The sequence below is a fragment of the Pseudomonas sp. KH_024_B2 genome, from assembly GCF_057839965.1.
The window spans coordinates 1715779-1740116 of the sequence record NZ_CM174502.1; the positions used below are offsets into that span (position 1 = coordinate 1715779).

The following is a 24338-nucleotide window of genomic DNA, read 5'->3' on the forward strand; positions in this document are numbered from 1 at the left end:
TCATGCCTCGAATCGACAGCCTACTCATAGACTATTGCGTTGTAGTGAAAGTCACAGCACCAAGGACATGAATGTACACTTGTGCACTGAAATTATTATTCAGGCTCGTTCAAGAGCCTGTTCGGGTGCCTAAGACTGCCGCACTTTCGCATTTCACGCCAGTCGCAGATCGTCGAAAGCTCTCTACTACTGCACCCAGCGCTGCAGAATTTGCTGCAGATCAACGCGTTTGAAAGGCTTGGCCAGATAATCGTTCATTCCGGCCGCAAGGCAGGCTTCACGGTCTCCCTGCAAGGCGTTGGCTGTCAGGGCGATGATTGGCAGTTCGGCGCAGCCGGGCAGTTGGCGAATCTGTCGGGTGGCTTCGTAGCCGTCGACAAGCGGCAGCCGGCAGTCCATCAGAATCGCATCGAATATCAGGCTCTCGGCGCTGCGAATGGCTTGCGCGCCATCGGTGGCGACGCTGACAGTAAAGCCCAGACTGCGCAGCATCGCCTCTACCACTGTGCGGTTGACCGGATTGTCTTCCACCAGCAACACGTTGCGCCCTTCGCCATGAGCGTTTCCTGAAGGCACCCGTGGTGCAGGCACCGGCAGGTTTTGCTGATACAGCGCCAGCGGTATCTCCAGGGTAAAGACCGAACCGTGGCCCTCTTCACTGCGGGCGCGCAGGGTGCCGCCCATCCGTTCGGCGAGGGTGCGGGCGATCGGCAGGCCAAGCCCGGTGCCGCCATAACGTCGGGAAATCGAGCTGTCGGCTTGCTGGAACGCATTGAACATCAGCTCCAGGCTTTGCGCCGGGATACCGATCCCGCTGTCGCGCACACTGCAGGTGAACCACAGCAGGTCGTGATCCAGGGCTTGCCATTGCGGCTCAATCGCCACGCTGCCTTGATCGGTGAATTTCAGCGCATTGCCAATCAGGTTGACCAGGATCTGCCGGATCCGCGTCGGATCGCCCTGAACCTGCAGCGACTCCATGTCGGTCGGGATTTGCAGGTCCAGGCTAAGGCCGCGCTGCACCGCGCTGTGCTGGAACGCCTGGGCGCAGCTGGTGATCAGGTCGGCGAGGTTGAACGGGATATGTTCCAGTTCCAGCGCCGCGCGCTCTATCCGCGAGAAGTCGAGGATGTCGTTGATTACCTTGAGCAGGTGTTCCGTGGACTCCGAGGCAAGCGCCGCGTATTCGAGCTGTTCTTCGGTCATCTCGGTGGTTTCGAGTAGTTGCAGCATACCCAGCACGCCATTCATCGGCGTGCGCAACTCGTGGCTCATCATCGCCAGGAAGTCGGATTTGGCGTTGTTGGCTTTTTCCGCCTCTTCGCGGGTCTGGATCAGTTGGGCCATCGCCTGATGCTGTTCGCGGCTGGCTTGCTCGAGACCGTCGGCGAGGTTGTTGATGTGCCGCGACAGGTTGCCAAGCTCGGCATCGTCGACGATCGGCAGCGCAGTGCCGTAGTCGCCCTGTTGAATGGCCTTGACCGCATTCCCCATGGCACTGATCGGCTGCGACAGGCTGGCGGCCAGGCGGCGGGCCAGCAGGAAGGTGAACAGCAGGGCAAACAGCGCAAGAACCCCGGCCTTGAGCAGGATTTCCTGCTGGCGCTGACTGAAGGCGTCATTGGACATGCCGACAATCACCCGGCCCAGGTAATCTTCTTTCGGCGCGATAACCCGCGAACTCCCGTCCTGAAAGAAGTCATTGTTGAGCTGGATCCGTTGCAAACGCACCGGTGCCTGAAACACTTCAACCTGTCGCGACAGGTTATGGGTTTGCGAGGGCTGCTCGACGTACACCAGAATGTTGTTGGCGCTGTCCTGAACCTCCAGAAAACGCACGTGTGGCGTCGCCAGGGTGGCTGTCAACAAACTTTCGAGCACTTCGTTGTTGCCGGAGATCACCCCGTATTCGGTCGCCGGCGCCAGTTGGTTGGCGATCAGTTGACCGGTGTGGTTGAGCTCCTGGCGCAGATCCTGAATCCGCACGAAGGTAAAGAAGCTGATCAGCAACACTGTCAGCAACAAGGCCGGGCCGAGGCTGATGATTTGGGTGCGGGTATTGATATCCCAACGGCGACGGAAGGTCATGGGCGGTTTTCTCCTTCGGCCAGCCGTTTCGCGACAGATTGTTCGTCAATCTGTTCGATACCCAGCGAGCGCGCCACTTGCGGGTTGCTCAGCACTTTGAATTGTTGCGGGTACAGCGCACGCGGCCAGCTGGCCGGCGGGCGATCGAGCAAGGCGTCGAGAATGGCCAGCCAGTCGTTCTGGTCACTGTAGGTGCTGGCCAGGCCGCCGGCCTTGACGAAACCGGCATTGGGACCGATCAGCGCCAGTTGCCGGGCATAGCTGCTGAGCAGCAGGTTTTTCGCGGTTTTCGGGTTGTACAGAGCGTTATCGTCGAGCCCCAGAAGCACGTCGCTGTTTTTCAGCAGTGTCTGCAGCGGGCGGTTGTCGCTGGTGTTGTCCCAGCGCTCGGCGACGATTTCCAGCCCCAGCGGTTGCGCGGCTTGACGCAGTTCTTGCAGGAGAAACTTGCTGTGGCTGTCATAGAGCACGCCAACCCGCCGGGCTTGCGGCAGGATGCTCTGGATCAGGCGCAATTGTCGGTCCAGTGGCGGGTCGCTCCACAACAGGCTGAGTCTGGCGGGCAGGGTGTTGCCCAGATGTTGCCGGGCTTGCAGCCGACTGATGCGCAGCACCAGGGTTGCCGGTCCTTGGGCGTCTTGCAGGCGCCAGTCCAGGCTCGGCAGGTCGAGCAGGATCAGTTGCGTGCCTGAGGGTAGTTTGCTTGGCACAGGCAGGTTGGCCAGCGAGCTGAAACGCACTGTGTCTTCGGGTCGCAATTGGCGCAAGGCCTGGGTGAAGGACTGCACGCCGGGGCTGTCGTCGGCGCCGGTCAGCAAAATCTCGGCAGCCTGGACCGCAAGGCTGGCGAACAGGCACATAACGGCCAGGCACACTGACCTGAGCCGCTGGCCAAGGGTTGGCGTCATCCGTGACAGAGGTTCATCCATGTTAGAACTCTAACTCCGCACTGAAATAGACAACGTCGCGCTGATCATAAGTGTTATCGACAAAGGTGGTCGGCTGGTCGTCGAGCCGTTGCTGGAGTATCCCGGCCAGCTCCAGACTGGCCTTGCCCAAGGCGATGCGCCTGGCGATCCGCGTGTCGACCCGTTCAAAGCGGTAGCCGTTGAGAGCATCGTCGCCATAGTAGAAGAGGGCGCTGGACCAACCCTGACCCCAATCGCGCAGCCAGCCTGCCGAGCCGCTGTGGCGTGCGGTCAGTTGCTGGTCGAGGGGATTGCTCGCCTTGGCATCGACGTAGGCATAGGTCAGGCGCAGGCGGTCTGCGGCGCTCATGCGCCAGTCGAGCTGGGTTTCGGCGCCGCTGAAACGTGAGGCGTTCGAGTTGCTGGCGATGTACTGATTGTTACGCAGCGGTTCGCTGATCATTGCGCTGATTTCATCGTAAAACAGTTTCACATCGACGGTCAGCCCGATATCGGCAAAAAAGCCGTTGTAGCCCAGTTCCCGCGAGCGCATCTGTTCTTGCTCGAGATTGCCCGGGCCGCGAGTCCTGACGAAGTACCGGGCGCTGGACTGTCCATAGGCTCTGGGTGTCAGGTTGGTGACCTGATAGCTCCAGTTGACGTTATTCTCGAACATGTCGGGCGAACGGATAGCCTCGGAATACACCGCGCGCAAGCCGTGGCGCGGGGTGATCAGGTAGTTGACCGCCACCCGCGGGGTCAACGAGTTGCCGGTCAATCGGCTGTCTTCGAACATGGCGCCACCCTGGAGCAGCCAGTGTTCGCTCGCTCTCCACTCAAGATGGCCGAACAAGCGCCAGGTGGTGTCGTCTAGGGTGCCATTGAAATACGTCTCGGAGTCTGCCCGGTCGTAACGATAGTTCATCCCGCTGACCAGTCGCAGGCTATCGGACAGGCTCAGGGTGTCCTGCAGTTCGAGGTCGTAGCGTGATTCGCGGGCGCTTTGGTCGATATCGCCGCACAGGGTTTGACTGGCCCCGCCTTTCCACTGCTCAAGAACCTGATTGGCCAGAGCCTGTTTCTCGGGCGTTCCGGGTGGTGCTCCGGTGGCGGTGAAACTCTCCATGTTTCGGGCGAGTCGTTCGGTGTAGTTCGGGTCGAGTTGCCAGAGGCGGGTCAGTTCCGGACTGAATGAGATCTGCGCATCGCAGGCCCGCCAGTTCTGCTGGCGATCCCAGTGTTGCGCCGAGCCCTGGATATAGAGGCTGTGGTCCGGGTTGATGTCCAGGTTCCAGCGCAACGAGCCGGCATAGTCCTTGGCGATGACGTCGGAATTATCACCGGCAGCAGTGATCCCGGAGAACACTGGACGGTAGGTATAAGGCCGCTGGTTGCTGCCGTCCTTGGCATTCAATTGCCAATCGATACTTTGCTGTTCGTCGAGTATCTGGCTGACGGCCAGGCTTGCGCGGTTCAAGCGGCGACTGTCGCGATAGTCCGCGCCATTGCGATTGGAATCGAAGCCGTCATCTTCCTGACCGGAAAGCGACAAGCGCAGATCGCCGGTGTCCCAGCCGCTACCCTGACTGGCGTACCAGTCATTGATGCCGCGCTGGCCACGGCTGATCTTCAGCCGCGTGCCGTGGCTGTCGGCCGGCGAGCGGGTGATGATATTGACCACCGCCATCAGCGCGTTGGCGCCATAGCTCACGGTATTGGGGCCGCGGAAGATTTCGATGCGCTGGATATCCTCCATGGCCACCGGAATATCGCTCCAGTCCACGGTCGCGAGGCCGGCGCGATACACCGAGCGGCCGTCGATCAGCACTTGCATGCGCCGTGCTTCGCTGGCGCTGGTGCCGTGATAGTTCACCGCCGCTTGATTGCCGCTGATATTGCCGACCATCATCCCTGGCACCAGGCGCAGCAGTTCACTGAGATCCCGTGCGCCGCTGGCCTTGATCAGTTCGCTGTCGAGCACCGTCATGCTCCCGGGAACTGCCGCCGGCGACTGTTTCAGGCGGGTAGCGGTCAGCACCTGGGGCAGCGGCTGACTGTCGAGAAACAGGTCGTCGGCCAGTACCGGGCTGCTGACAATCAGCACCAGGACCAGTGATGAGCGTGGGTTGGGAGGGCCAAAATACACAGGCACAGCCTTGATACCGGATAATTGCCGCGCATGTTAACCGAGCTGATCGGGTTTTCCAGTGACGATGCTGGGATTTTCCATGGCAAAAATGGTCTGTTGTCTACATTTACCCGTATTCATCGGTGGGGCTGGCCGCCAGTGGACTGCCCCGTATAATGCCGTCATCGCCACTGGTATGGATTAAACGGATTGCATATGACTGAACAGCGCCCTATTGCGGTCCTGGGAGGCGGAAGTTTTGGTACCGCCGTGGCCAACTTACTGGCCGAGAACGGCCACCGGGTGCGGCATTGGATGCGAGATCCCGAACAGGCCGAGGCCATTCGGGTGAATCGCGAGAATCCGCGCTACCTCAAAGGCATCAAGATTCATCCGGCGGTGGAACCGGTGACTGACCTGCTGGCAACCTTGACCGACTGCGACCTGTGTTTCGTCGCGTTGCCGTCCAGCGCCTTGCGTTCGGTACTGGCTCCCCATGCCGAGCGCCTGAGCGGCAAACTGCTGGTCAGCCTGACCAAAGGCATCGAGGCGCAGACCTTCAAGCTGATGAGCGAAATTCTCCAAGAGATCGCTCCGCAAGCACGTATCGGCGTGTTGTCCGGGCCCAATCTTGCGCTGGAAGTGGCCGAACACGCATTGACTGCTACTGTGGTCGCCAGTGAAGACGAAGAACTCTGCCAACGCGTCCAGGAGGCGCTGCATGGCCGTACCTTCCGCGTTTACGCCAGCGCCGACCGCTTTGGTGTGGAATTGGGCGGGGCGCTGAAAAACGTCTACGCGATCATCGCCGGCATGGCCGTGGCAATGGGCATGGGGGAAAACACCAAGAGCATGCTGATCACTCGGGCATTGGCGGAGATGACCCGCTTTGCGGTCAGTCAGGGGGCCAATCCCATGACCTTTCTGGGGTTGGCCGGAGTCGGTGATTTGATCGTCACCTGTTCGTCGCCCAAGAGCCGCAACTATCAAGTCGGGTTTGCCCTAGGCCAGGGATTGAGTCTGGAGGATGCGGTGACTCGTCTTGGCGAAGTCGCCGAGGGAGTGAACACTCTGAAGGTGCTGAAGGTCAAAGCTCAGGAGATGGGTGTCTACATGCCGCTGGTCGCCGGGTTACATGCGATTCTGTTCGAGGGTCGCACGCTCGACCAGGTGATCGAGTTGTTGATGCGTGCTGAGCCGAAAACCGATGTCGACTTTATCTCCACCAGTGGTTTCAACTGATACGACAAGGAGCGGGACATGAACGATCCGAAGAACGAAGCCAGATACGAGTCCATTTTGCTGCGCGTTTTGTGGATGCTGGTGTACGTGCTGGTCTGGCAAGTGGCGCAATTTATCCTCGGCGCAGTGGTGCTGGTGCAACTCATCTACCGGCTGATCTATGGTGCGCCGAGTGCCAGCCTGATGAATTTCGGCGACAGCCTGAGCCAGTTCCTGGCGCAGATCGGTCGCTTCGGCAGTTTCCACAGTGACCAGAAACCCTGGCCATTCGCCGACTGGCCGACTCCGCGTACGCCCGAAGGCGAAGCGCCGCATGCCGTACCACCGGCACCGCACCCGGTACGGGACGAGGAGCCAAAACTATGAAGCTCTGGGTGCTGCGTCACGGTGAAGCCGAGCCCCACGCCCGCAGCGATGCCGAGCGGGAGCTGACCGAGAATGGCCGCAAGGAAGTGCTGAGCAGCGCTGCGCAGCTGATCGGCCAACCGCTCAGCGCCATCTACGCCAGCCCTTACACTCGGGCACAGCAGACCGCGCAACTGGTGCGCGAAGCCCTGGGCTTCGAACCTGAGGTCCGCACCGTGAAGTGGCTGGCTCCCGACAACGATCCGCCGGCGGTGGTGGATGAACTCGACTCGTTGGACAACGTGCTGCTGGTCAGCCATAACCCGCTGGTCAGCAACCTGATTGCCTATCTGCAACAGGGTCACTGGCGCGAACCGCAGCGGGTGGGCACCGCCGGCCTGGCCGAACTCGAAGGTGACTGGCCGCTGGCGGGGTTGATGACCCTCAATAGCGTCAAACACCCGTAAACACGCTCGCGGTGAATCGCCGAGCGCATACATGTGGCGAGGGAGCTTGCTCCCGCTCGGCTGCGAAGCAGTCGTAAAACCAGTAAGTGCGGTGTGCCTGGCGAAATGAAGTTGCAGGTTTTGGGGCCGCTTCGCAGCCCAGCGGGAGCAAGCTCCCTCGCCACAGGGCGAAGCGGTGCTGTGGCAGGATTGACTCGATATAAAACCTCTAAAGGATGTAGCGATGAGTCTATGGCGTACCACTCCCAACGTTGAGCAACTGAACGCGACCCAGAAAAACACCATCGGCGAAGTGCTGGATATCCGCTTTGAATCCTTTGATGACGAGTCGCTGACCGCAAGCATGGTCATCGACCATCGCACCCATCAGCCCTATGGCCTGCTGCATGGCGGGGCCTCGGTGGTGCTGGCCGAAACGGTCGGCTCCATGGCCAGTTTCCTGTGTATCGATGCCAGCAAGTTCTATTGCGTGGGGCTTGAGATCAACGCCAACCACTTGCGCGGGTTGCGTAGCGGGCGGGTGACTGCGGTAGCACGAGCGATTCATATCGGCCGCACCACCCATGTCTGGGACATCCGCCTGAGTAGCGATGAAGGTAAGGCCAGCTGCGTGTCGCGATTGACCATGGCGGTGGTGCCGCTGGGAGAAACGCCGCCGACTCGCTAAGCTGATCGACAGAATACCTGTGGCGAGGAGGTCTCTGTGGGAGCGAGCTTGCTCGCGATGGACGTTAACGATAACGCGTGTTTTCTGAATAAACGCGCCGCCCTTGAGTCTATCGCGAGCAAGCTCGCTCCCACAGGGGGCAGCGTTCGCTTGACTGACGAGCAAGCCCCCTCGCCACAAGCCCATAGCTTTGACCAGACTGTCATCATTCCTGGCAGTTACGGTCATTGCTGTTGACAGGCGTCTTACGGACAATCAACCACTGATTTTTCGTTTATGGATTCGCCGGTATGCCGCAGCAGATATTTTTCGCCCACGCCAATGGCTTCCCCTCGGCTACCTACGGCAAGTTGTTCGCCGCGTTGGCGCCGGAGTATGAGGTTGCCCATCTGCAGCAACATGCCCATGACCCGCGTTTCCCGGTGGACGACAACTGGCTGAACCTGGTGGATGAGCTGATTCATCACCTTGAGCAACAGCCTGCACCCGTGTGGGGCGTCGGACATTCTTTCGGTGGGGTGCTGCATTTGCACGCGGCATTGCGTTGCCCGCAACTCTATCGTGGCGTGGTGATGCTCGATTCGCCGGTGCTGACCCGGGCTGATCAGTGGGTGATACGCGCAGCCAAACGCTTGGGTTTTATCGACCGTCTGACCCCGGCCGGGCGTACTCTGGGGCGGCGCGAAGAGTTCGCCGATCTGGAAGCCGCGCGTCACTATTTCTCCGGCAAGACCCTGTTTCGTGGCTTCGACCCGGAATGCTTCGACGCTTATTTGCAACATGGCCTGCATCAGGTCGGTGATCGGCTGCGCTTGAGTTTCGATCCCGCGACGGAAATCAGCATTTACCGCGGCGTCCCGCACACCAGCCCCGGTCGCGCACGGCAGTTGAAAGTGCCGCTGGCAGTGGTTCGTGGACGTCAGAGCCGGGTAGTGATGCGTCATCACGCAAACTCGGTCGGGCGTTTGCCCCACGGCGAGTCGCTGACCATGCCCGGCGGGCATATGTTTCCCCTTGAACGTCCACAGGACACCGCCACGCTGCTGAAGAACCTGTTCAGCCGCTGGGAAAGTCGCAGCGAGCGCAATTGCGCATGAAAACTCCGGTTGAAGAAGTCCGTCTGAGCTTGCCGCATATCGAACTGGCCGCGCATTTGTTCGGTCCCGAGGACGGCTTGCCGGTGATTGCCCTGCATGGCTGGCTGGACAACGCCAACAGCTTCGCGCTCCTGGCGCCCAAGCTCAGGGGCTTGCGCATCGTGGCGCTGGACATGGCCGGGCACGGTCATTCCGGGCATCGACCGCCGGGTGCCGGTTATGCGTTGTGGGACTACGCCTACGACGTGCTGCAAGTCGCCGAGCAGCTTGGCTGGAAGCGCTTTGCCTTGCTCGGGCACTCGTTGGGGGCGATCGTTTCACTGGTACTGGCGGGCGCGCTGCCGGAACGTGTGACGCATTTGGCGTTGATCGACGGGGTCATTCCTCCTACCGCAAAAGGCGACAACGCTGCCGAACGCATGGGCATGGCCCTGCAAGCGCAGCTGAATCTGCAAGACAAGCGCAAACCGGTGTACAGCACGCTGGATCGCGCCATCGAAGCGCGAATGAAAGGCCTGGTGGCGGTCAGCCGTGAAGCCGCCGAGCTGCTGGCCCAGCGCGGGTTGATGCCGGTGCCGGGCGGCTATACCTGGCGCAGCGACAGTCGTCTGACCCTGGCATCGCCCCTGCGTCTGACAGAAGAGCAGGCGATGGCCTTCGTCCAGCGCATCGATTGCCCGACCCAACTGGTGGTCGCCGAGGACGGCATGCTCGCGCAACATCCAGAATTGCTGGAGCGTCTACCCTTTAGCCGTGAACAGTTGCCTGGCGGCCATCATCTGCACCTGAATGACGAACCCGGTGCGGCCCTTGTTGCAGACTGTTTCAATCGGTTCTTCGCCGTTCCTTGACTTGCAGCGGGCAACTGTCGAGGCTGGGCGGGTTGAAATGGGAGACAACCATGATAGATCTCTACACCGCTGCGACCCCGAATGGCCACAAGGTCTCTATCGTGCTCGAGGAACTCGGCCTGCCCTACAGGGTGCATGCCTTGAGTTTCGACAAAAAGGAGCAGAAGGCTGCGGATTTTCTCAAGATCAATCCCAATGGGCGGATTCCGGCGATTGTCGACCGCGCCAATGGCGATTTTGCCGTATTTGAATCCGGCGCAATTCTCATCTATCTGGCCGAACAGACCGGGCAACTCATGCCCAAAGACCCCAAGGGGCGTTCGGTGGTCATGCAGTGGCTGATGTTCCAGATGGGGGGCATCGGCCCGATGCAAGGTCAGGCCAATGTGTTTTTCCGCTATTTCCCGGAAAAACTCCAGGGCGCCATCGACCGCTATCAGCATGAAACCCGCCGTTTGTATGAAGTGCTGAACACCCGCCTGGAAGCTGTCGAGTTTCTGGCAGGCGATTACAGCATTGCCGATATCGCGACTTATCCGTGGGTCCGTGGGTACGAATGGTCTGGCGTTTCCATAGACGGCTTGCCGGCCCTGCAGCGCTGGATGGCAACCATGGAGGCCCGTCCTGCGGTGCAGCGCGGCTTACTGGTCCCGCCGCGCATCGACGATGCCGATGTCGTCAAAGGCGCCCAGGCCATGTTGATCCGATGAGAGTACCCATGCGTTCAATCAGTATTCTCGGCCTGTGCTGTTTAAGTCCGTTGTTGTTTGCCGCCGATGTGCCCGGCAGTCACGATTTGCCGCTGGTGCCGCGTCTGCCTGATGCAAAGATCGTCGACTACCGGCCGGTGGCAGAACTGGAGCGCATTTATCCCCTGGGGTCGATCCGCAAAATCAGTGGCCAGCTGCGTTTCGACGGTCAGGTCAGCGCCCGCGGGCAAGCGACCTCGGTGACCTACGAGTTGCCGCCCGAGCATTCGTCCACCGAAGCCTTCACCATCGCGCGCGAAGCCTTGCAGAAGCAGGGCGCCGAATTGTTGTTCTGGTGCCAGGCCCGCAATTGCGGGGAAAGCAGCCTGTGGGCCAACGAGGTCTTCGGCAATGCCAAGCTCTACGGTTCCGACGAGCAGCAGGCTTATCTGCTGTTGCGCCTGGCGGCACCGCAGGACAACTCGCTGGTGGCGCTGTACAGCATCACTCGCGGCAATCGCCGGGCTTACCTGCATGTCGAGCAGTTTGACGCCAGCACACCCCTTGGCGAGTTGATACCGACTTCCGCGACCTTGTTGCGTCAACTCAAGGACACCGGCGAGCTGGACTTTCCGAAGCTCAATGGTGAACCGATACCGACCTGGCTGACCTTGTTGTCACGCGCACTGAACCTCGATACGACGATGCGGGTCAGTGTTTCCGGTCCCCATGCCGAGACCTGGCGCCAGGCGCTGATCGGGCAGGGCGTGCTGGCGGCGCGGATGGAGACAGGCAGCGCGCAAGCGCCGGGCCTGCACATCGAGTTGTTGCGATAAGTTCCCTCAAGGCGAACGAGCCCCAAGCCGTTCGCCTACTCTTTGTTCGTTCACGTTCACGAGATCTTTCATGGTCAATAACGATCGGCTGTTGGTGCAGATACTGCTCCTGGTGCTGTTCGGTGCCAGCTTCTGGGTGATGGCGCCGTTCTGGTCGGCACTGTTCTGGGGCGCGGTACTGGCGTTCGCCAGTTGGCCGCTGATGCGCCTGCTAACCCGTTGGCTCAATGGTCGCGAGTCCCAGGCCGCTGCTCTGTTGACCCTGGGCTGGATGTTGCTGGTGGCGGTTCCGCTGGTCTGGCTCGGCTTCAATCTGGCCGATCATGTGCGCGACGCCGTGGCGTTTATCAAGGATGTGCAGGTCGATGGTCTTCCTGAAGCGCCGACCTGGCTGGCGGCGGTGCCCTTTGTCGGCGCGCGGCTGGTCGTGATCTGGAACAGCATCGACCAACAGGGCGCGGCCATGATGCTTGCGATCAAACCCTATCTGGGACAGGTCGGTAACTGGTTGCTGGCGCGCAGTGCGCAGATCGGCGGCGGGATTCTCGAGCTGACCTTGAGCATCGTCTTCGTGTTTTTCTTCTACCGCGACGGGCCGCGACTCGCGGTATTTGTCCATGGCTTGCTGGAACGGCTGATCGGTGATCGTGCCGGTTACTACATCGAACTGGTGGCTGGCACGGTACAACGGGTGGTCAACGGAGTGATTGGCACGGCCGCGGCACAGGCCATCCTGGCGTTGATCGGCTTCCTGATTGCCGGTGTCCCGGGCGCGCTGGTGCTGGGCATCGTCACCTTCATGCTCAGCCTGATCCCCATGGGACCGCCGCTGGTATGGATTCCCGCGACCGCGTGGCTGGCCTGGAAAGGCGAGTACGGCATGGCGGTATTCCTCGGCATCTGGGGCACGCTGATCATCAGTGGCGTAGACAACGTACTCAAGCCCTACCTGATCAGCCGCGGCGGCACCTTGCCGCTGATCATCGTGTTGCTCGGGGTGTTTGGTGGGTTGCTTGCGTTTGGTTTTATCGGCCTGTTCATCGGCCCGACCTTGCTGGCTGTGGCCTATAGCCTGTTGACCGATTGGAGTGCGAGTCAGGGACGGGTGGACGAGAAGCGCTGATTGGAGAGACCAGTTAGCGCAAATTTTCAGCCTGGTGGTTACTTGTGGCGAGGGGGCTTGCCCCCGCTGGGGCGCGCAGCGGCCCTAAAACCTGAAAACGCGTTGTATCAGGCACACCGCGTTCACTAACTTTACGATTGCTTCGCGGCTGTCCTGCAGGGTGATTGCCGCGTGCCCGGCGTAGCGCAGGGCGTTGTCCAAAAGGTTGTTCAAGCATTAGCGCAGGGCCATCGGCTGTACTTGCAGCGGCGCGCAATGGCCATGAGCCTGGACGTCGGCACCCTGGTCCTGAGCGTTTTCGCTGAGGGATTCGACCAGTGCCTGCACATCCATCCATTGCGCGGCTTCGCTGGTGCGTTGCTCGTGCAGGTAGCCGAGAGTGGCGTCGAGCATGCTGATCATGTCATCGAGATCCTGACGCATCTGCCCTTGCAACTTGCTGTCGTCGATCTGTTCCAGACGCAGCTTGAGGCGCGACAGAGGCGTGCGCAGATCGTGGGATACCGCGCCGAGCATCCGGCCTCGTTGCTGCACCTGCTCACGAATGCGCTTTTGCATCAGATTGAAGGTGTAGGCCGCCTGACGAGCTTCCTTGGGTCCGGATTCATCCAGCGGAGGGCTGTCGAGGTCTTCGCTCAGTTGCTCCGCCGCGGGCGGTCAGCATCAGAATCGGAATGTCCGACTCGGCCCGCAGCCAGCGGCACAGCGACAGGCCGTCCTCGCCAGGCAGCATCAGATCGAGCACCACCACGTCGAAATGCTCTGCCTGGAGCGCCAGGCGCATCGCGGCGCCATCGGTGACACCGCTGGCGTGAATATTGAAACGTGCCAGGTAGTCGATCATCAAGGGAAGTTGCGGCTGAGGGTAGCGTCGGCGATTGTTGCAGGGATGTCGGGAATGTATTTTTCTCGACACAATTGCCGCAGGGTATGGAATTCTCATGAAGACAGCGTCATCGTGGAAGAGGAATTACCGATCATCGGGTCCCGCAGCGGCGCTGGTTCCGCTACAATGCGCGCCGATTTCGACTTGCCTGAGAGCACACTCATGTCCGCCTGCCAGACTCCTATCATCGTCGCCCTGGATTTCCCCACTCGTGACGCCGCACTGAAGCTGGCCGATCAACTGGACCCGAAACTGTGCCGGGTCAAAGTCGGCAAGGAACTGTTCACCAGCTGTGCTTCGGAGATCGTTGGAACCCTGCGTGACAAGGGTTTCGAAGTGTTCCTGGACTTGAAATTCCATGACATCCCGAACACCACCGCCATGGCCGTCAAGGCTGCCGCGGATATGGGCGTATGGATGGTCAACGTCCATTGCTCCGGTGGTTTGCGCATGATGGCGGCTTGTCGTGAAGTGCTCGATCAGCGTACCGGGCCCAAACCGCTGTTGATCGGCGTGACCGTGCTGACCAGCATGGAGCGTGAGGATCTGGCGGGGATCGGCCTGGATATCGAGCCTCAGGAGCAAGTGCTGCGTCTGGCGGCCCTGGCGGAAAAAGCCGGGATGGACGGTCTGGTCTGCTCGGCACTGGAAGCCAGGGCCTTGAAAGCCGCTCATCCGTCCCTGCAGTTGGTGACCCCGGGGATTCGTCCGGCGGGCAGTGCCCAGGATGATCAGCGGCGTATCCTCACGCCGCGTCAGGCGCTGGATGCCGGTTCCGACTATCTGGTGATCGGCCGTCCGATCAGCCAGGCGGCCGATCCGGCAAAAGCCTTGGCAGCAGTAGTGGCTGAGCTGGCTTAAGCGGCGCCTGTACGATCATTCGCGGGCAAGCCCGCTCCCACAGGTTCTGCGATGACCTTGTGGGAGCGGGCTTGCCCGCGAAGACGGTGTTTCAGGTCGCACTCAGGCTCAAGACACCTTCAACACCAGCTTCCCAAAGTTCTCGCCGCTGAACAGTTTCATCAGCGTTTCCGGGAATGTCTCCAGTCCTTCGACGATATCTTCCTTGCTCTTGAGCTGCCCCTTGGCCATCCAGCCGGCCATTTCCTGCCCGGCTTCGGCGAACCGAGCGGCATAGTCCATCACCACAAAGCCTTCCATTCGCGCGCGATTCACCAGCAACGACAGGTAGTTGGCCGGACCTTTCACCGCTTCCTTGTTGTTGTACTGACTGATGGCACCGCAGATCACTACGCGCGCTTTCATGTTCAGGCGGCTGAGCACCGCATCGAGAATATCGCCGCCAACGTTATCGAAATACACATCGACGCCCTTCGGACATTCGCGCTTGAGACCGGCAACGACATCCTCGCTTTTGTAATCGATGGCGCCATCGAAGCCCAGTTCGTCGATCAGGAATTTGCACTTGTCCTGGCCACCGGCGATGCCGACTACGCGACAGCCTTTGATCTTGGCAATCTGCCCGGCGATGCTGCCCACTGCACCCGCCGCGCCCGAAAGCACCACGGTGTCGCCGGCCTTGGGTGCGCCAACGTCCAGCAGGGCGAAGTACGCGGTCATCCCGGTCATGCCCAGCGCTGACAAATAGCGTGGCAGCGGAGCCAGTTTTGGATCGACTTTGTAGAAACCGCGCGGCTCGCCAAGGAAATAATCCTGCACCCCCAAGGCACCGTTGACGTAGTCGCCGACGGCAAAACCAGGGTTGTTCGAGGCCACGACCTTGCCAACGCCCAGCGCGCGCATCACTTCGCCAATGCCCACTGGCGGAATATAGGACTTGCCTTCGTTCATCCAGCCACGCATCGCCGGGTCCAGAGACAGGTATTCGTTCTTGACCAGGATCTGACCTGCCGCCGGTTCGCCGACCGGAACTTGCTGATAGGTGAAGGTTTCGCGGGTCGCCGGGCCCACCGGACGTTTGGCGAGCAGGAATTGGCGATTGGTCTGGGCAGTCATGACAGGCACTCAATGATGAATTGAAGCCTGATTGATAGACCCTCGCGGCTGATGTCGCAAGGTTTGCTGATGCAGCGAATAGGCTTCAATCCAATCGGGTGATAGTCGGGCGGGTATGGATATCACTGCAACTCATAAGTGCTCAACCGGGCTTCTGATAGTGCTGCCGCGTCCCGGGGCGCTGTGGCTAGACTGCGATCACCCGAATTCATCGAGGACATAACAATGAGCATGACGTTTTCCGGCCAGGTAGCTTTGGTCACTGGCGCGGCGGCCGGTATTGGTCGCGCAACGGCCCTGGCGTTTGCCGCTGAGGGCTTGAAAGTGGTGGTCGCGGACCTGGATGTGGCGGGAGGCGAGGGCACGGTGGAGCTGATTTGTGCGGCCGGCGGCGACGCAGTTTTCGTCCGTTGCAATGTCACGCTGGAGGCTGATGTGCGCCAGCTGATGGAGCAAGCGGTCAGCACCTACGGTCGTGTCGACTACGCCTTCAACAATGCCGGGATCGAGATCGAAAAGGGCAAGCTTGCCGACGGAACCCTCGATGAGTTCGACGCCATCATGGGAGTCAACGTCAAGGGTGTCTGGCTGTGCATGAAATACCAATTGCCGCTGATGCTCGCTCAGGGCGCTGGCGCCATCGTCAATACCGCTTCGGTAGCGGGCCTGGGAGCGGCGCCGAAAATGAGCATCTACGCCGCGTCGAAGCACGCAGTGATCGGCCTGACCAAATCGGCGGCCGTCGAGTATGCGAAGAAGAAAATCCGCGTGAATGCCGTTTGCCCGGCAGTGATCGACACCGACATGTTTCGTCGTGCCTATGAGGCGGATCCAAAGAAAGCCGAATTCGCCGCCGCCATGCACCCGGTCGGTCGTATCGGCACCGTCGAAGAAATCGCCAGCGCGGTGCTCTATCTGTGCAGCGACGGTGCGGCTTTCACCACCGGTCACGCCCTGGCGGTGGATGGTGGGGCAACGGCTATCTGACGGTCTGGTTCATCAGGCATAAAAAAATCCGGAATCCTTTAACAGGTTCCGGATTTTTTTTGATCACGCAAATTGTGCAGCGAACATCAAACCTTGTGGGAGCGTGGCTTGCCCGCGAAGAGAACACCACGGTTTTTCAGGCATTGTGCGTTATCGTTCTTCGCGGGCAAGTCGGATCGCCGCACCGCCGCTCCCACAAGGTTTTGCGTCTGAGCTGACAGGCATTGGAGCCTGCTTTGCCAACATTGCCCGTCAGATTACTTAGCCGCGATCGCGTTTCGGCAGTACATCCTTGAGCTTGGCATGCATGCTGCGCAAGGTTTTTTCGGTGCTGGCCCAGTCGATGCAGGCGTCGGTAACGGAGACACCGTATTGCAGCTCGGCCAGGTCTTTCGGAATCGCCTGGCAGCCCCAGTTCAGGTGGCTTTCGACCATCAAACCGATGATCGACTGGTTGCCTTCGAGGATCTGGTTGGCAACGTTCTCCATCACCAACGGTTGCAGTGCCGGATCCTTGTTGGAGTTGGCGTGGCTGCAATCGACCATGATGTTCGGCTTGATTTTCGCCTTGTTCAACGCTTGCTCGCAGAGCGCTACGCTGACCGAATCGTAATTCGGCTTGCCGTTGCCACCACGCAGCACCACGTGACCGTAGGCGTTGCCCTTGGTGGTGACGATCGACACGCCGCCTTCCTGGTTGATGCCAAGGAAGCGGTGAGGGCTGGAAACCGACTGCAAGGCGTTGATCGCCACAGTCAGGCCACCGTCGGTGCCGTTCTTGAAGCCGACCGCCGAAGACAGGCCGGAAGCCATTTCACGGTGAGTCTGGGATTCGGTGGTCCGCGCGCCGATGGCCGACCAGCTGATCAGATCCTGCAGATACTGCGGCGAAATCGGATCGAGCGCTTCGGTAGCCGTTGGCAGGCCCATTTCAGCCAGATCCAGCAGCAACTGACGACCGATGTGCAGACCGTCCTGAATCTTGAACGAGTCATCCAGGTACGGATCGTTGATCAAGCCTTTCCAGCCGACAGTGGTACGCGGCTTCTCGAAATAGACCCGCATTACCAGATAGAGCGTGTCGGACACTTCGGCGGCGAGCACCTTGAGGCGCTCGGCATATTCGTGCGCAGCCTTGATGTCGTGAATCGAGCAAGGCCCGATAACCACGAACAGGCGGTGATCTGTGCCATCGAGAATGTTGCGAATCACCTCGCGGCCTTTGGTCACGGTGCGCAGGGCAGCGTCACTCAAAGGAATATCACGCTTGAGCTGATCGGGAGTGATCAGGGTCTCGTTGGAGGCGACGTTAAGGTCATTGATCGGTAAATCAGCCATCGTGTTACTCGTCAGGTCACGGGTGCCGGCCGCCAGCGATCCCCGCGCGGCGGAGCACAGCAGATTTTAGCGCGTCGGGGAGCCGAACCTTAGCGCGTTAGGCGGTTGCTCGACAATGGGCAGACGCGGGTTTAATCCAGTGTCTGCTGTATAAATGCCTGACGAACGGTGTCATGGGAGAATTCGTCGGCATGCTGCTCGACCCATTCAAGGGCCAGCACTTCAATGCTCTGCTGCTCAGGCTGTGGTTCGTGCAAGCGGCAGTAACGCTCCATCTGGCAGACCTGCTCGCCCATACGCGCGCAGAACAACGTTTGTTCGTCGACAAACGCAATCCCGACCAAATACCCGTGCTTGCGTCTCAGGCACCAGGCGACATAGCCAAGATAGCGGGCATTTTCGCCAAGGGTGGGCATGCGTATTTCCAGCTCCGTTCCGCGGCGCCAGGCGCGGTGGTAATTGCAAGCCACGCCGCCGAGGCTGATAGTGTGCAGCCGTTGGCAAGAAATACATTCGTGCTTGCGCAAGGTTAACTCGACCGGAACATCATCAGGATGAGGTAAAAAACGTCTCATGAACGCGGACTCCGAGTCTCGGTTATTTGACATTGTTTCAACCAGTATAGTGGTCCAATCGGAGCTGACCGATTTCGACGCCGATCAGCGATTGTTGGCGATGAGCGGTGTGTCGCTGGTGGTGTTCACCAGTGTTGGCTGCGCCAGTTGCCGCTGGGCTCGCCAGCAATTGCCTGGTTTGGATCTGGCGGTTGATCGGCTGTGCTGGATCGATGCAGGAAACAATGGCGGGGTGGTCGAGCGATATCAGGTTTTTCATTTGCCGGCGCTGTTCGTGGTGCGCGACGGTGAATTCCATGGGGCCTTACAGTCGCGGTTGACGCGCAATGAGCTCAATGCCGGTTTGCGTCAGGCGCTGAGTCGAATGCCAGAGGAGTTGCCATGATGGGGGCAGTTGTCCAGACGCCGCGAATCGGCATTATCGGTACCGGGGCGATCGGCGGTTTTTACGGGGTGATGCTGGCGCGCGCCGGGTTTGATGTGCATTTTCTGTTGCGCAGCGAATTCACTGCAGTCGTCGAGCGTGGTCTGCAACTCAACAGCGCCGAGCAGGGTGCGCTGACGTTGAATCCGGTCCAGGGCTATTCCTCGGCAGCCGACATGCCGCCCTGCGACTGGTTGCTGGTGGGCGCAAAGACCACCAGCAACGCCGAACTCGCGCCGGCGATCATCAAGTCTGCGGCCGCTGGCGCCAAAGTCCTGTTGCTGCAGAACGGTCTGGACGTCGAAGACAGCTTGCGCGAACTGCTGCCTGATTCGCTGCACCTGCTGGGCGGCCTGTGCTTTATCTGCGTTCATCGCACAGCCCCGGGGGTGATCGAGCATCAGGCTCTGGGCAGGGTGAACATCGGTTATCACAGCGGGCCTGCACTGACGGAAGAGCAGACTGACGAACAGGCGCGCCAGGCGATCGTCGAGGAGGGCGCCGGGCTGTTCCGCAAGGCCGGCATCGACTCTCAGGCCATGGCCAATCTGCAACAGGCGCGCTGGCAAAAACTGGTCTGGAATATACCGTACAACGGTTTGTCGGTGCTGCTGGGCGCAAGCACAACGCCGCTGATGGCCGATGCCAGCAGTCGCGAATTGATTCAGGCGCTGATGGCTGAAGTGGTGCAGGGCGCTCTGGCTTGCGGTCATGACATGCCACCCGGTTATGCCGAACAACTGTTCAAAATGACCGAAAAAATGCCGGATTACTGGCCGAGCATGTACCACGACTATCTGCATAAACGCCCGCTGGAATTGGCGGCGATCTATGCCAGACCGTTGGCCGCTGCCAGAGCCGCGGGTTGTGAACTGCCGAAAATCGAGGCCATGTACCAGGCATTGAGTTTTGTCGATCGGCGTAATGGCTGAGTCAGGGGAAGCACTATGGTGAAGGGAATGAGCGACAAACTGGTGGTGGCAATTTCCTCACGGGCGCTGTTCGATTTAAGTGAGAGCCACAAGGTCTACCTGGCGCATGGCGTCGAAGCCTATCGGCAGTATCAGATCGAGCACGAGGAAGAGTTCCTCGAGCCCGGCGATGCGTTTCCACTGGTTAAAAAACTCCTGAGCCTCAATGCCAGCCTCGGTCGGGCCCGGGTCGAGGTGGTGCTGGTTTCGCGCAACAGCGCAGACACCGGTTTACGGGTGTTCAACTCGATTCAGCATTACGGCCTGGATATTTCCCGCGCGGCCTTTGTCGGTGGGCGTAGTCCGTATCCCTATCTGGCAGCGTTCGGCTGTGATCTGTTTCTGTCGACCCATGCCGAGGATGTCCGCAGTGCACTGGACGCCGGTTTCGCCGCGGCGACCATTCTCTCCGGTGGTGCCCGGCGAGCGGCCAGTGCCGAATTGCGTATTGCGTTCGATGGCGACGCGGTGCTGTTCTCCGACGAGTCCGAACGCGTGTATCAGTCTGGCGGCCTGGAAGCGTTTCAGGCCAGCGAGCGCGAGTCGGCCCGTGAGCCATTGCGGGGCGGTCCCTTCAAAGGCTTCCTGGCCGCTCTCAATCTGTTACAGCGAGAGTTTTCCGACGACGCCTGCCCGATTCGCACGGCGTTGGTGACGGCGCGATCGGCACCGGCCCATGAGCGAGTGATCCGCACGTTGCGCGAGTGGGACATCCGCCTGGATGAATCGCTGTTTCTCGGCGGGCTGGCGAAATCCGCGTTTCTCGAGGCCTTCGCCGCCGATGTGTTTTTCGACGATCAGGCCGGTCATTGCGAGTTGGCCCGGGAGGTTGTCGCCACCGGTCACGTTCCTCACGGCATCAGCAATGAGCAGAAGGTTTAACAGGGCTTTGCCCAGAATGTCGTACTCGCCAAGGCACTGCTAAGCTGAATCAATCTGCGCCATATTTGGCATTCGAGGAGGTCATATGATCCATTCGATGCTGTATGCCACTGACCTCGGTGTGTACGCCCCCTATGTGATGCAACATGCTCTGGCACTGGCTAGAACCTTCAATGCCGACCTGTATGTCGTTCACGCGGTTGAACCCATGGGGCTGTTCGCCGAATCGGTGCTACAGAGTTATCTCGATGAGCAAGCCCTGAGCGAGTGGCACAGCCAGGGCTTGAACACGGTGATGGCTAACATCGAGCAACGCGTGCTCGACAGCTTTCGAGAAGAGTTGGGGGAGGGGCAGCAAGACCTGGCGCTGATTCAGTCGGTCAGAGTGTTCCAGGGCGATCCGTCACAGGTCATTCTCGACCAGGCTTCGAAACTCTCGGTGGATCTGTTGATCGTAGGTAGTCACAGCCATGGCGCTGGTGCGGAAACGCCTTTGGGCAGGACTGCGGCACGGGTTCTGCAGCTGTCTCAGGTACCGGTGTATATGGTGCCCTTGTTGCAGCGTCGGCGGCGTGGGGACGTTTGAGGCTGGGATCGCAGTTTTTATAAAAAGTTCTAGATTTATTCTTCAAACCATTAATATAGTTATATACCGTCGCTGATGCCCGTGGCGTCTATCTGCTTTGAGGGATACATATGAAGCTTCAACAATTGCGCTACATCTGGGAAGTGGCGCACCACGACCTCAACGTTTCCGCTACGGCTCAAAGCCTTTACACCTCGCAACCGGGTATCAGTAAACAGATCCGCCTGCTCGAGGACGAGTTGGGTGTCGAGGTTTTCGCGCGCAGCGGCAAGCACCTGACGCGAGTCACTCCGGCCGGTGAGCGCATCATCACCACGGCTGGCGAGATCCTGCGCAAGGTCGAGAGCATCAAGCAGATCGCCCAGGAATTCTCCAACGAGAAAAAAGGCACACTGTCGATTGCCACCACGCACACCCAGGCACGTTATGCGTTGCCGCCGGTCATCAGCAGCTTCATCAAGCAATACCCGGACGTCGCCTTGCACATGCATCAGGGCTCGCCGATGCAGATCGCCGAAATGGCCGCCGACGGCACCGTGGATTTTGCCATCGCCACCGAAGCGCTGGAGCTGTTCGGTGACCTGGTGATGATGCCGTGCTATCGCTGGAACCGTTGCGTGGTCGTTCCTCAGGGGCACCCGCTGACCAAGCTGCCGAGGCTGACCCTGGAAGCTCTGGCTGAGTACCCGATCGTCACCTACGTGTTCGGTTTCACCGGTCGCTCGAAGCTCGACGAAGCCTTCAGCCATCGCGGCCTGACCCCGAAAGTGGTGTTTACCGCCGCCGACGCCGACGTGATCAAGACCTATGTACGTCTCGGTCTGGGCGTGGGCATCGTCGCCAAAATGGCAGTCGACACCAAGCTCGACAGCGACCTGGTGGTGCTCGATGCCAGCGAACTGTTCGAGTCCAGCGTGACCAAGATCGGTTTCCGCCGTGGCACGTTCCTGCGTGGTTTCATGTGCGACTTCATCGAAAAGTTCGCCCCGCATCTGACCCGCGAAATCATGGCCAAAGCCATCCAGTGCCACAACAAGCAGGAACTGGAAGAGCTGTTCGACGGCGTCGAGTTACCGGTTCACTAAGACCCGAACCGACTCACTTCACCTCGGTGACAGCAAACTGTTGCCGGGTTCCCGCCACATTGATTTCGACCTCATCACCCTCGAACTTGCCCAACAGGCTTTTGCCCAGCGGTGAGCGAGGGGTGATGACGGTGATCAGTTGTCCCACCAGATAAACCTTCAGTCCGGCCGCATCCGGCCCCAAAAACAGCCATTGCTGATGGCCGTTGTCGTCTTCAAGACCCAGCAGCGTGCCGATCTGGATGCCTTGCTGCTCGTCATATGGGCGCAGAATCAGGTTTTGGCAAAGTACCAGTGCCTGGCGGATTTCTTCCACGCGCCTGGCCTGTCCAGCCGCCAGATAGGAGGCCTCAAGGCCCAGGGTGTCGTATTTGTTCTCGGCGATGTTTTCTTCGTGGGTCGCGGTTTCGTAGGCGGTTTGCGCGGCACGTTGGGCGATATCGAGATCGACCTTGAGCTTTTCGAGGATCAGCTGGTGGACGGCGTGTTTATTCATGGTCAATCGCAAAATTGCAGGACATTGGCCCGGCTCTTGTCACTGGGGGCTGTCTGGTCTTGTTGCAGCCAGAACTGGCATTTGGGGTTGGACTGATTACGCAGATTGCTGCGGGCATTGTCCAGGCTTTGCTGCTGCTCATTCTTGCGCAGGTTTTCCTGGTATTGCTCGAACATACGGTTGGGTGCGCCCGGTTCGGCAGCGTGTGGTTTCGCGAGGTACTGAACCGCCTCGGTCACCGGCAGCTGCGGGCCCAACAGAAAGCGTGAAGCCAGCCACCAGGTCAATGCGATCGCCATGAAGCCCAGCCACAGACCCAGAGCGATACTGCCAGTCAGCTGCAACGGATTAATACTGATGAGCATTGAACGGCGCGGGCGTGGACGATAGGGCATGGCGGCTTCCTGGCAGGCGGTGTCGATCGGGCAGGAGGCGATTGTCGCATACAGATTAATCGGCTTCGCCCTCTTCTGTGCGGGAGCATTTATGCGGACAATCGGCGCTTTTGCCAAACGGAGCCCGGAATGAAAGTCAGCTGGGATATTTTTTGCACGGTCGTCGATAACTACGGCGACATCGGCGTGACGTGGCGCCTGGCCCGGCAATTGGTGGCCGAGCATCAGTGCGTGGTGCGGTTATGGGTCGATGACCTGCGGGCCTTTGAACGCCTGTGTCCGGAAATCGACGTCAATGCCGCTCAGCAGTGGCAGCAGGGGGTCGAGGTGTGCCACTGGTCCGCGCAATGGCCAGCGACGGCCGCCGCCGATGTAGTGATCGCAGCGTTTGCCTGCCAGTTACCGACCGCCTACATGGACGCAATGGTTGCGCGCGAGCAAACCCCGTTGTGGATCAACCTCGACTACTTGAGCGCCGAGGACTGGATTATCGGTTGTCATGGCCTGCCGTCGGTGAAGTACAAGCATGTGCAGAAGTACTTCTTCTTTCCGGGGTTTCGGCCTGGTACGGGCGGCTTGCTGCGTGAGGCCGGGTTGCTGGAACGGCGCCGCCGGTTTCAGCAAGACCCGCAGGCCCGGCGGGACTTCTTGCAGAACCTCGGCGTCGCTCCGGCAACGGGTGCGCGGTTGATTTCGTTGTTCGCCTATGAAAATGCGGGGCTGGCCAGTTGGCTCGATGTCATGGCCGCTGACTCGACACCCAGCCATTTACTGGTGCCCGAGGGGCGGATCCTCGGCGACGTGGGGCGCTGGCTGGGTGTCGAGGGATTGTCGGCGGGTGCGGTTCAGGTACGCGATGCCTTGACGGTGCAGGTGCTGCCGTTCGTCCGACAGGACGATTACGATCGTCTGCTGTGGTGCTGCGATTTCAATGCGGTCCGTGGCGAAGACTCTTTCGTACGCGCGCAATGGGCGGGGCGGCCACTGCTTTGGCATATTTATCAGCAGGAAGAAGATATTCACCTGGACAAGCTCGACGCGTTTCTGGCGCTGTACACCGAGGGCTTGTCACCGCCTGCCAAAGAGGCGGTCAACGGTCTGTGGCAGGCCTGGAATGCCGGGGATAAAATGCCCGATCATTGGCTCGCGGTACAGAAACACTGGCCTGAACTCACCGAACACGCCGAGGCGTGGTGTCTGGAACAAGCCTTGCAGCCGGATCTTGCTGTGACGCTGGTGCAGTTTTACCTAAATTGGATATGATACGCGGCCTAGATTTTTGTAAATCCCATCCA

At 59.9% G+C, this 24338-nt stretch carries 25 protein-coding genes and 2 pseudogenes; 17 read left to right on the forward strand and 10 right to left on the reverse strand.

Features of this window, described 5'->3' with window-relative positions; all coding sequences use genetic code 11:
• Positions 1 to 186: 186 nt before the first annotated feature.
• From AC3I0A_RS08105 to AC3I0A_RS08115, 3 genes are read right to left on the reverse strand one after another with little or no spacing between them, the layout of a single operon-like run.
• Positions 187 to 2088 (reverse strand): ATP-binding protein, encoded by a 1902-nt coding sequence (locus tag AC3I0A_RS08105; protein WP_489377158.1) that lies wholly within the window; start codon positions 2086 to 2088, stop codon positions 187 to 189.
• Positions 2085 to 3017, reverse strand: a complete 933-nt coding sequence (locus tag AC3I0A_RS08110; RefSeq protein WP_489377159.1) for an ABC transporter substrate-binding protein — start codon at positions 3015 to 3017, stop codon at positions 2085 to 2087. Before AC3I0A_RS08110 ends, AC3I0A_RS08105 begins: the two co-directional genes overlap by 4 nt.
• A gap of 1 nt (position 3018) precedes the next feature.
• A complete protein-coding gene (locus AC3I0A_RS08115; protein ID WP_489377160.1) occupies positions 3019 to 5142 on the reverse strand; it encodes a TonB-dependent receptor plug domain-containing protein in 2124 nt (707 codons plus the stop codon).
• Positions 5143 to 5340: 198 nt separating this feature from the next.
• Between AC3I0A_RS08115 and AC3I0A_RS08120 the strand changes: the two genes are divergently transcribed.
• From AC3I0A_RS08120 to AC3I0A_RS08160, 9 genes are all read left to right on the forward strand, one after another.
• Complete coding sequence (locus AC3I0A_RS08120) at positions 5341 to 6366, forward strand: NAD(P)H-dependent glycerol-3-phosphate dehydrogenase (RefSeq protein WP_489377161.1); 1026 nt, start codon at positions 5341 to 5343, stop codon at positions 6364 to 6366.
• Positions 6367 to 6384: 18 nt separating this feature from the next.
• On the forward strand, positions 6385 to 6732 hold the full coding sequence (locus AC3I0A_RS08125) for a DUF4389 domain-containing protein (protein ID WP_489377162.1): 348 nt from the start codon (positions 6385 to 6387) through the stop codon (positions 6730 to 6732).
• The gene (gene sixA / locus AC3I0A_RS08130; protein WP_489377164.1) at positions 6729 to 7178 is read left to right on the forward strand and encodes a phosphohistidine phosphatase SixA; all 450 of its coding nucleotides are present in this window, start codon (positions 6729 to 6731) and stop codon (positions 7176 to 7178) included. The genes AC3I0A_RS08125 and sixA overlap by 4 nt, the downstream gene beginning before the upstream one ends.
• Positions 7179 to 7401: 223 nt before the next feature.
• Positions 7402 to 7845 (forward strand): hotdog fold thioesterase, encoded by a 444-nt coding sequence (locus tag AC3I0A_RS08135; protein WP_489377165.1) that lies wholly within the window; start codon positions 7402 to 7404, stop codon positions 7843 to 7845.
• A gap of 290 nt (positions 7846 to 8135) precedes the next feature.
• Positions 8136 to 8942, forward strand: a complete 807-nt coding sequence (locus AC3I0A_RS08140; protein WP_489377167.1) for an alpha/beta fold hydrolase — start codon at positions 8136 to 8138, stop codon at positions 8940 to 8942.
• Positions 8939 to 9793: an alpha/beta hydrolase gene (locus AC3I0A_RS08145; protein WP_489377168.1), complete on the forward strand. Its 855-nt coding sequence runs from the start codon at positions 8939 to 8941 to the stop codon at positions 9791 to 9793. Before AC3I0A_RS08140 ends, AC3I0A_RS08145 begins: the two co-directional genes overlap by 4 nt.
• A gap of 50 nt (positions 9794 to 9843) precedes the next feature.
• Positions 9844 to 10503 (forward strand): glutathione S-transferase family protein, encoded by a 660-nt coding sequence (locus AC3I0A_RS08150; RefSeq protein WP_489377169.1) that lies wholly within the window; start codon positions 9844 to 9846, stop codon positions 10501 to 10503.
• Positions 10504 to 10511: 8 nt separating this feature from the next.
• Entirely contained in the window at positions 10512 to 11318 is an 807-nt protein-coding gene (locus AC3I0A_RS08155) for a DUF4892 domain-containing protein (RefSeq protein WP_489377171.1), read from the forward strand.
• Positions 11319 to 11388: 70 nt separating this feature from the next.
• Positions 11389 to 12441, forward strand: coding sequence for an AI-2E family transporter (locus AC3I0A_RS08160; RefSeq protein WP_489377173.1), 1053 nt, complete (start codon positions 11389 to 11391; stop codon positions 12439 to 12441).
• A 132-nt stretch (positions 12442 to 12573) separates the two neighbouring features.
• Here AC3I0A_RS08160 and AC3I0A_RS08165 read toward each other — a convergent pair.
• Both AC3I0A_RS08165 and AC3I0A_RS08170 read right to left on the reverse strand, forming a co-directional pair.
• Positions 12574 to 13092: pseudogene (locus tag AC3I0A_RS08165) on the reverse strand (histidine kinase dimerization/phospho-acceptor domain-containing protein); the annotation flags it as partial.
• A pseudogene (locus AC3I0A_RS08170) lies at positions 13073 to 13300 on the reverse strand (response regulator); the annotation flags it as partial. The pseudogenes AC3I0A_RS08165 and AC3I0A_RS08170, both read right to left, overlap by 20 nt.
• A 189-nt stretch (positions 13301 to 13489) precedes the next feature.
• Here AC3I0A_RS08170 and pyrF point away from each other — a divergent pair.
• On the forward strand, positions 13490 to 14188 hold the full coding sequence (gene pyrF / locus AC3I0A_RS08175) for an orotidine-5'-phosphate decarboxylase (protein WP_489377175.1): 699 nt from the start codon (positions 13490 to 13492) through the stop codon (positions 14186 to 14188).
• A gap of 108 nt (positions 14189 to 14296) precedes the next feature.
• On the opposite strand, the gene AC3I0A_RS08180 is transcribed toward pyrF, so the two are convergent.
• Positions 14297 to 15304: an NADP-dependent oxidoreductase gene (locus AC3I0A_RS08180; protein ID WP_489377177.1), complete on the reverse strand. Its 1008-nt coding sequence runs from the start codon at positions 15302 to 15304 to the stop codon at positions 14297 to 14299.
• A 225-nt stretch (positions 15305 to 15529) separates the two neighbouring features.
• On the opposite strand from AC3I0A_RS08180, the gene AC3I0A_RS08185 reads away from it, so the two are divergent.
• Complete coding sequence (locus tag AC3I0A_RS08185; protein ID WP_489377178.1) at positions 15530 to 16291, forward strand: SDR family oxidoreductase; 762 nt, start codon at positions 15530 to 15532, stop codon at positions 16289 to 16291.
• 261 nt (positions 16292 to 16552) lie between these two features.
• Here AC3I0A_RS08185 and AC3I0A_RS08190 read toward each other — a convergent pair whose 3' ends face one another.
• Together AC3I0A_RS08190 and AC3I0A_RS08195 are read right to left on the reverse strand one after the other, a co-directional pair.
• On the reverse strand, positions 16553 to 17629 hold the full coding sequence (locus AC3I0A_RS08190; protein ID WP_489377179.1) for a 3-deoxy-7-phosphoheptulonate synthase: 1077 nt from the start codon (positions 17627 to 17629) through the stop codon (positions 16553 to 16555).
• Between the two features lie 131 nt (positions 17630 to 17760).
• Positions 17761 to 18204: a PilZ domain-containing protein gene (locus tag AC3I0A_RS08195; RefSeq protein ID WP_489377180.1), complete on the reverse strand. Its 444-nt coding sequence runs from the start codon at positions 18202 to 18204 to the stop codon at positions 17761 to 17763.
• On the opposite strand from AC3I0A_RS08195, the gene AC3I0A_RS08200 reads away from it, so the two are divergent.
• The 5 genes from AC3I0A_RS08200 to cysB all read left to right on the forward strand — a co-directional run bounded on the left by AC3I0A_RS08200 (position 18203) and on the right by cysB (position 22152).
• The gene (locus AC3I0A_RS08200; RefSeq protein WP_489377182.1) at positions 18203 to 18589 is read left to right on the forward strand and encodes a thioredoxin family protein; all 387 of its coding nucleotides are present in this window, start codon (positions 18203 to 18205) and stop codon (positions 18587 to 18589) included. The two genes, AC3I0A_RS08195 and AC3I0A_RS08200, sit on opposite strands and share 2 nt — an antisense overlap.
• Positions 18586 to 19560 (forward strand): putative 2-dehydropantoate 2-reductase, encoded by a 975-nt coding sequence (locus AC3I0A_RS08205; protein WP_489377183.1) that lies wholly within the window; start codon positions 18586 to 18588, stop codon positions 19558 to 19560. Before AC3I0A_RS08200 ends, AC3I0A_RS08205 begins: the two co-directional genes overlap by 4 nt.
• Positions 19561 to 19575: 15 nt before the next feature.
• A complete protein-coding gene (locus tag AC3I0A_RS08210; RefSeq protein WP_489377185.1) occupies positions 19576 to 20481 on the forward strand; it encodes a 5'-nucleotidase in 906 nt (301 codons plus the stop codon).
• A gap of 85 nt (positions 20482 to 20566) precedes the next feature.
• Positions 20567 to 21067 (forward strand): universal stress protein, encoded by a 501-nt coding sequence (locus tag AC3I0A_RS08215; protein ID WP_489377186.1) that lies wholly within the window; start codon positions 20567 to 20569, stop codon positions 21065 to 21067.
• A gap of 110 nt (positions 21068 to 21177) precedes the next feature.
• Positions 21178 to 22152 (forward strand): HTH-type transcriptional regulator CysB, encoded by a 975-nt coding sequence (gene cysB, locus AC3I0A_RS08220; protein ID WP_489377187.1) that lies wholly within the window; start codon positions 21178 to 21180, stop codon positions 22150 to 22152.
• Between the two features lie 13 nt (positions 22153 to 22165).
• On the opposite strand, the gene AC3I0A_RS08225 is transcribed toward cysB, so the two are convergent.
• Both AC3I0A_RS08225 and AC3I0A_RS08230 read right to left on the reverse strand, forming a co-directional pair.
• Positions 22166 to 22648 carry a GreA/GreB family elongation factor gene (locus AC3I0A_RS08225; protein ID WP_489377188.1) on the reverse strand — a complete coding sequence of 161 codons (483 nt, stop codon included), beginning with the start codon at positions 22646 to 22648 and terminating at the stop codon, positions 22166 to 22168.
• Positions 22649 to 22650: 2 nt separating this feature from the next.
• On the reverse strand, positions 22651 to 23043 hold the full coding sequence (locus AC3I0A_RS08230) for a hypothetical protein (protein ID WP_489377189.1): 393 nt from the start codon (positions 23041 to 23043) through the stop codon (positions 22651 to 22653).
• Between the two features lie 129 nt (positions 23044 to 23172).
• Between AC3I0A_RS08230 and earP the strand changes: the two genes are divergently transcribed.
• The gene (gene earP, locus AC3I0A_RS08235; protein WP_489377190.1) at positions 23173 to 24306 is read left to right on the forward strand and encodes an elongation factor P maturation arginine rhamnosyltransferase EarP; all 1134 of its coding nucleotides are present in this window, start codon (positions 23173 to 23175) and stop codon (positions 24304 to 24306) included.
• Positions 24307 to 24338 lie beyond the last annotated feature (32 nt).

Coding starts and splice junctions, on each gene's coding strand:
- AC3I0A_RS08215 (WP_489377186.1), top strand. CDS start 20,567: ATGATCCATTCGATGCTGTATGCCACTGACCTCGGTGTGTACGCCCCC.
- AC3I0A_RS08160 (WP_489377173.1), top strand. CDS start 11,389: ATGGTCAATAACGATCGGCTGTTGGTGCAGATACTGCTCCTGGTGCTG.
- AC3I0A_RS08210 (WP_489377185.1), top strand. CDS start 19,576: ATGGTGAAGGGAATGAGCGACAAACTGGTGGTGGCAATTTCCTCACGG.
- AC3I0A_RS08185 (WP_489377178.1), top strand. CDS start 15,530: ATGAGCATGACGTTTTCCGGCCAGGTAGCTTTGGTCACTGGCGCGGCG.
- AC3I0A_RS08125 (WP_489377162.1), top strand. CDS start 6,385: ATGAACGATCCGAAGAACGAAGCCAGATACGAGTCCATTTTGCTGCGC.
- AC3I0A_RS08205 (WP_489377183.1), top strand. CDS start 18,586: ATGATGGGGGCAGTTGTCCAGACGCCGCGAATCGGCATTATCGGTACC.
- AC3I0A_RS08110 (WP_489377159.1), bottom strand. CDS start 3,017: ATGGATGAACCTCTGTCACGGATGACGCCAACCCTTGGCCAGCGGCTC.
- AC3I0A_RS08120 (WP_489377161.1), top strand. CDS start 5,341: ATGACTGAACAGCGCCCTATTGCGGTCCTGGGAGGCGGAAGTTTTGGT.
- AC3I0A_RS08140 (WP_489377167.1), top strand. CDS start 8,136: ATGCCGCAGCAGATATTTTTCGCCCACGCCAATGGCTTCCCCTCGGCT.
- AC3I0A_RS08225 (WP_489377188.1), bottom strand. CDS start 22,648: ATGAATAAACACGCCGTCCACCAGCTGATCCTCGAAAAGCTCAAGGTC.
- AC3I0A_RS08180 (WP_489377177.1), bottom strand. CDS start 15,304: ATGACTGCCCAGACCAATCGCCAATTCCTGCTCGCCAAACGTCCGGTG.
- earP (WP_489377190.1), top strand. CDS start 23,173: ATGAAAGTCAGCTGGGATATTTTTTGCACGGTCGTCGATAACTACGGC.
- AC3I0A_RS08150 (WP_489377169.1), top strand. CDS start 9,844: ATGATAGATCTCTACACCGCTGCGACCCCGAATGGCCACAAGGTCTCT.
- AC3I0A_RS08105 (WP_489377158.1), bottom strand. CDS start 2,088: ATGACCTTCCGTCGCCGTTGGGATATCAATACCCGCACCCAAATCATC.
- AC3I0A_RS08200 (WP_489377182.1), top strand. CDS start 18,203: ATGAACGCGGACTCCGAGTCTCGGTTATTTGACATTGTTTCAACCAGT.
- AC3I0A_RS08195 (WP_489377180.1), bottom strand. CDS start 18,204: ATGAGACGTTTTTTACCTCATCCTGATGATGTTCCGGTCGAGTTAACC.
- sixA (WP_489377164.1), top strand. CDS start 6,729: ATGAAGCTCTGGGTGCTGCGTCACGGTGAAGCCGAGCCCCACGCCCGC.
- AC3I0A_RS08190 (WP_489377179.1), bottom strand. CDS start 17,629: ATGGCTGATTTACCGATCAATGACCTTAACGTCGCCTCCAACGAGACC.
- AC3I0A_RS08135 (WP_489377165.1), top strand. CDS start 7,402: ATGAGTCTATGGCGTACCACTCCCAACGTTGAGCAACTGAACGCGACC.
- AC3I0A_RS08230 (WP_489377189.1), bottom strand. CDS start 23,043: ATGCCCTATCGTCCACGCCCGCGCCGTTCAATGCTCATCAGTATTAAT.
- pyrF (WP_489377175.1), top strand. CDS start 13,490: ATGTCCGCCTGCCAGACTCCTATCATCGTCGCCCTGGATTTCCCCACT.
- AC3I0A_RS08155 (WP_489377171.1), top strand. CDS start 10,512: ATGCGTTCAATCAGTATTCTCGGCCTGTGCTGTTTAAGTCCGTTGTTG.
- AC3I0A_RS08145 (WP_489377168.1), top strand. CDS start 8,939: ATGAAAACTCCGGTTGAAGAAGTCCGTCTGAGCTTGCCGCATATCGAA.
- cysB (WP_489377187.1), top strand. CDS start 21,178: ATGAAGCTTCAACAATTGCGCTACATCTGGGAAGTGGCGCACCACGAC.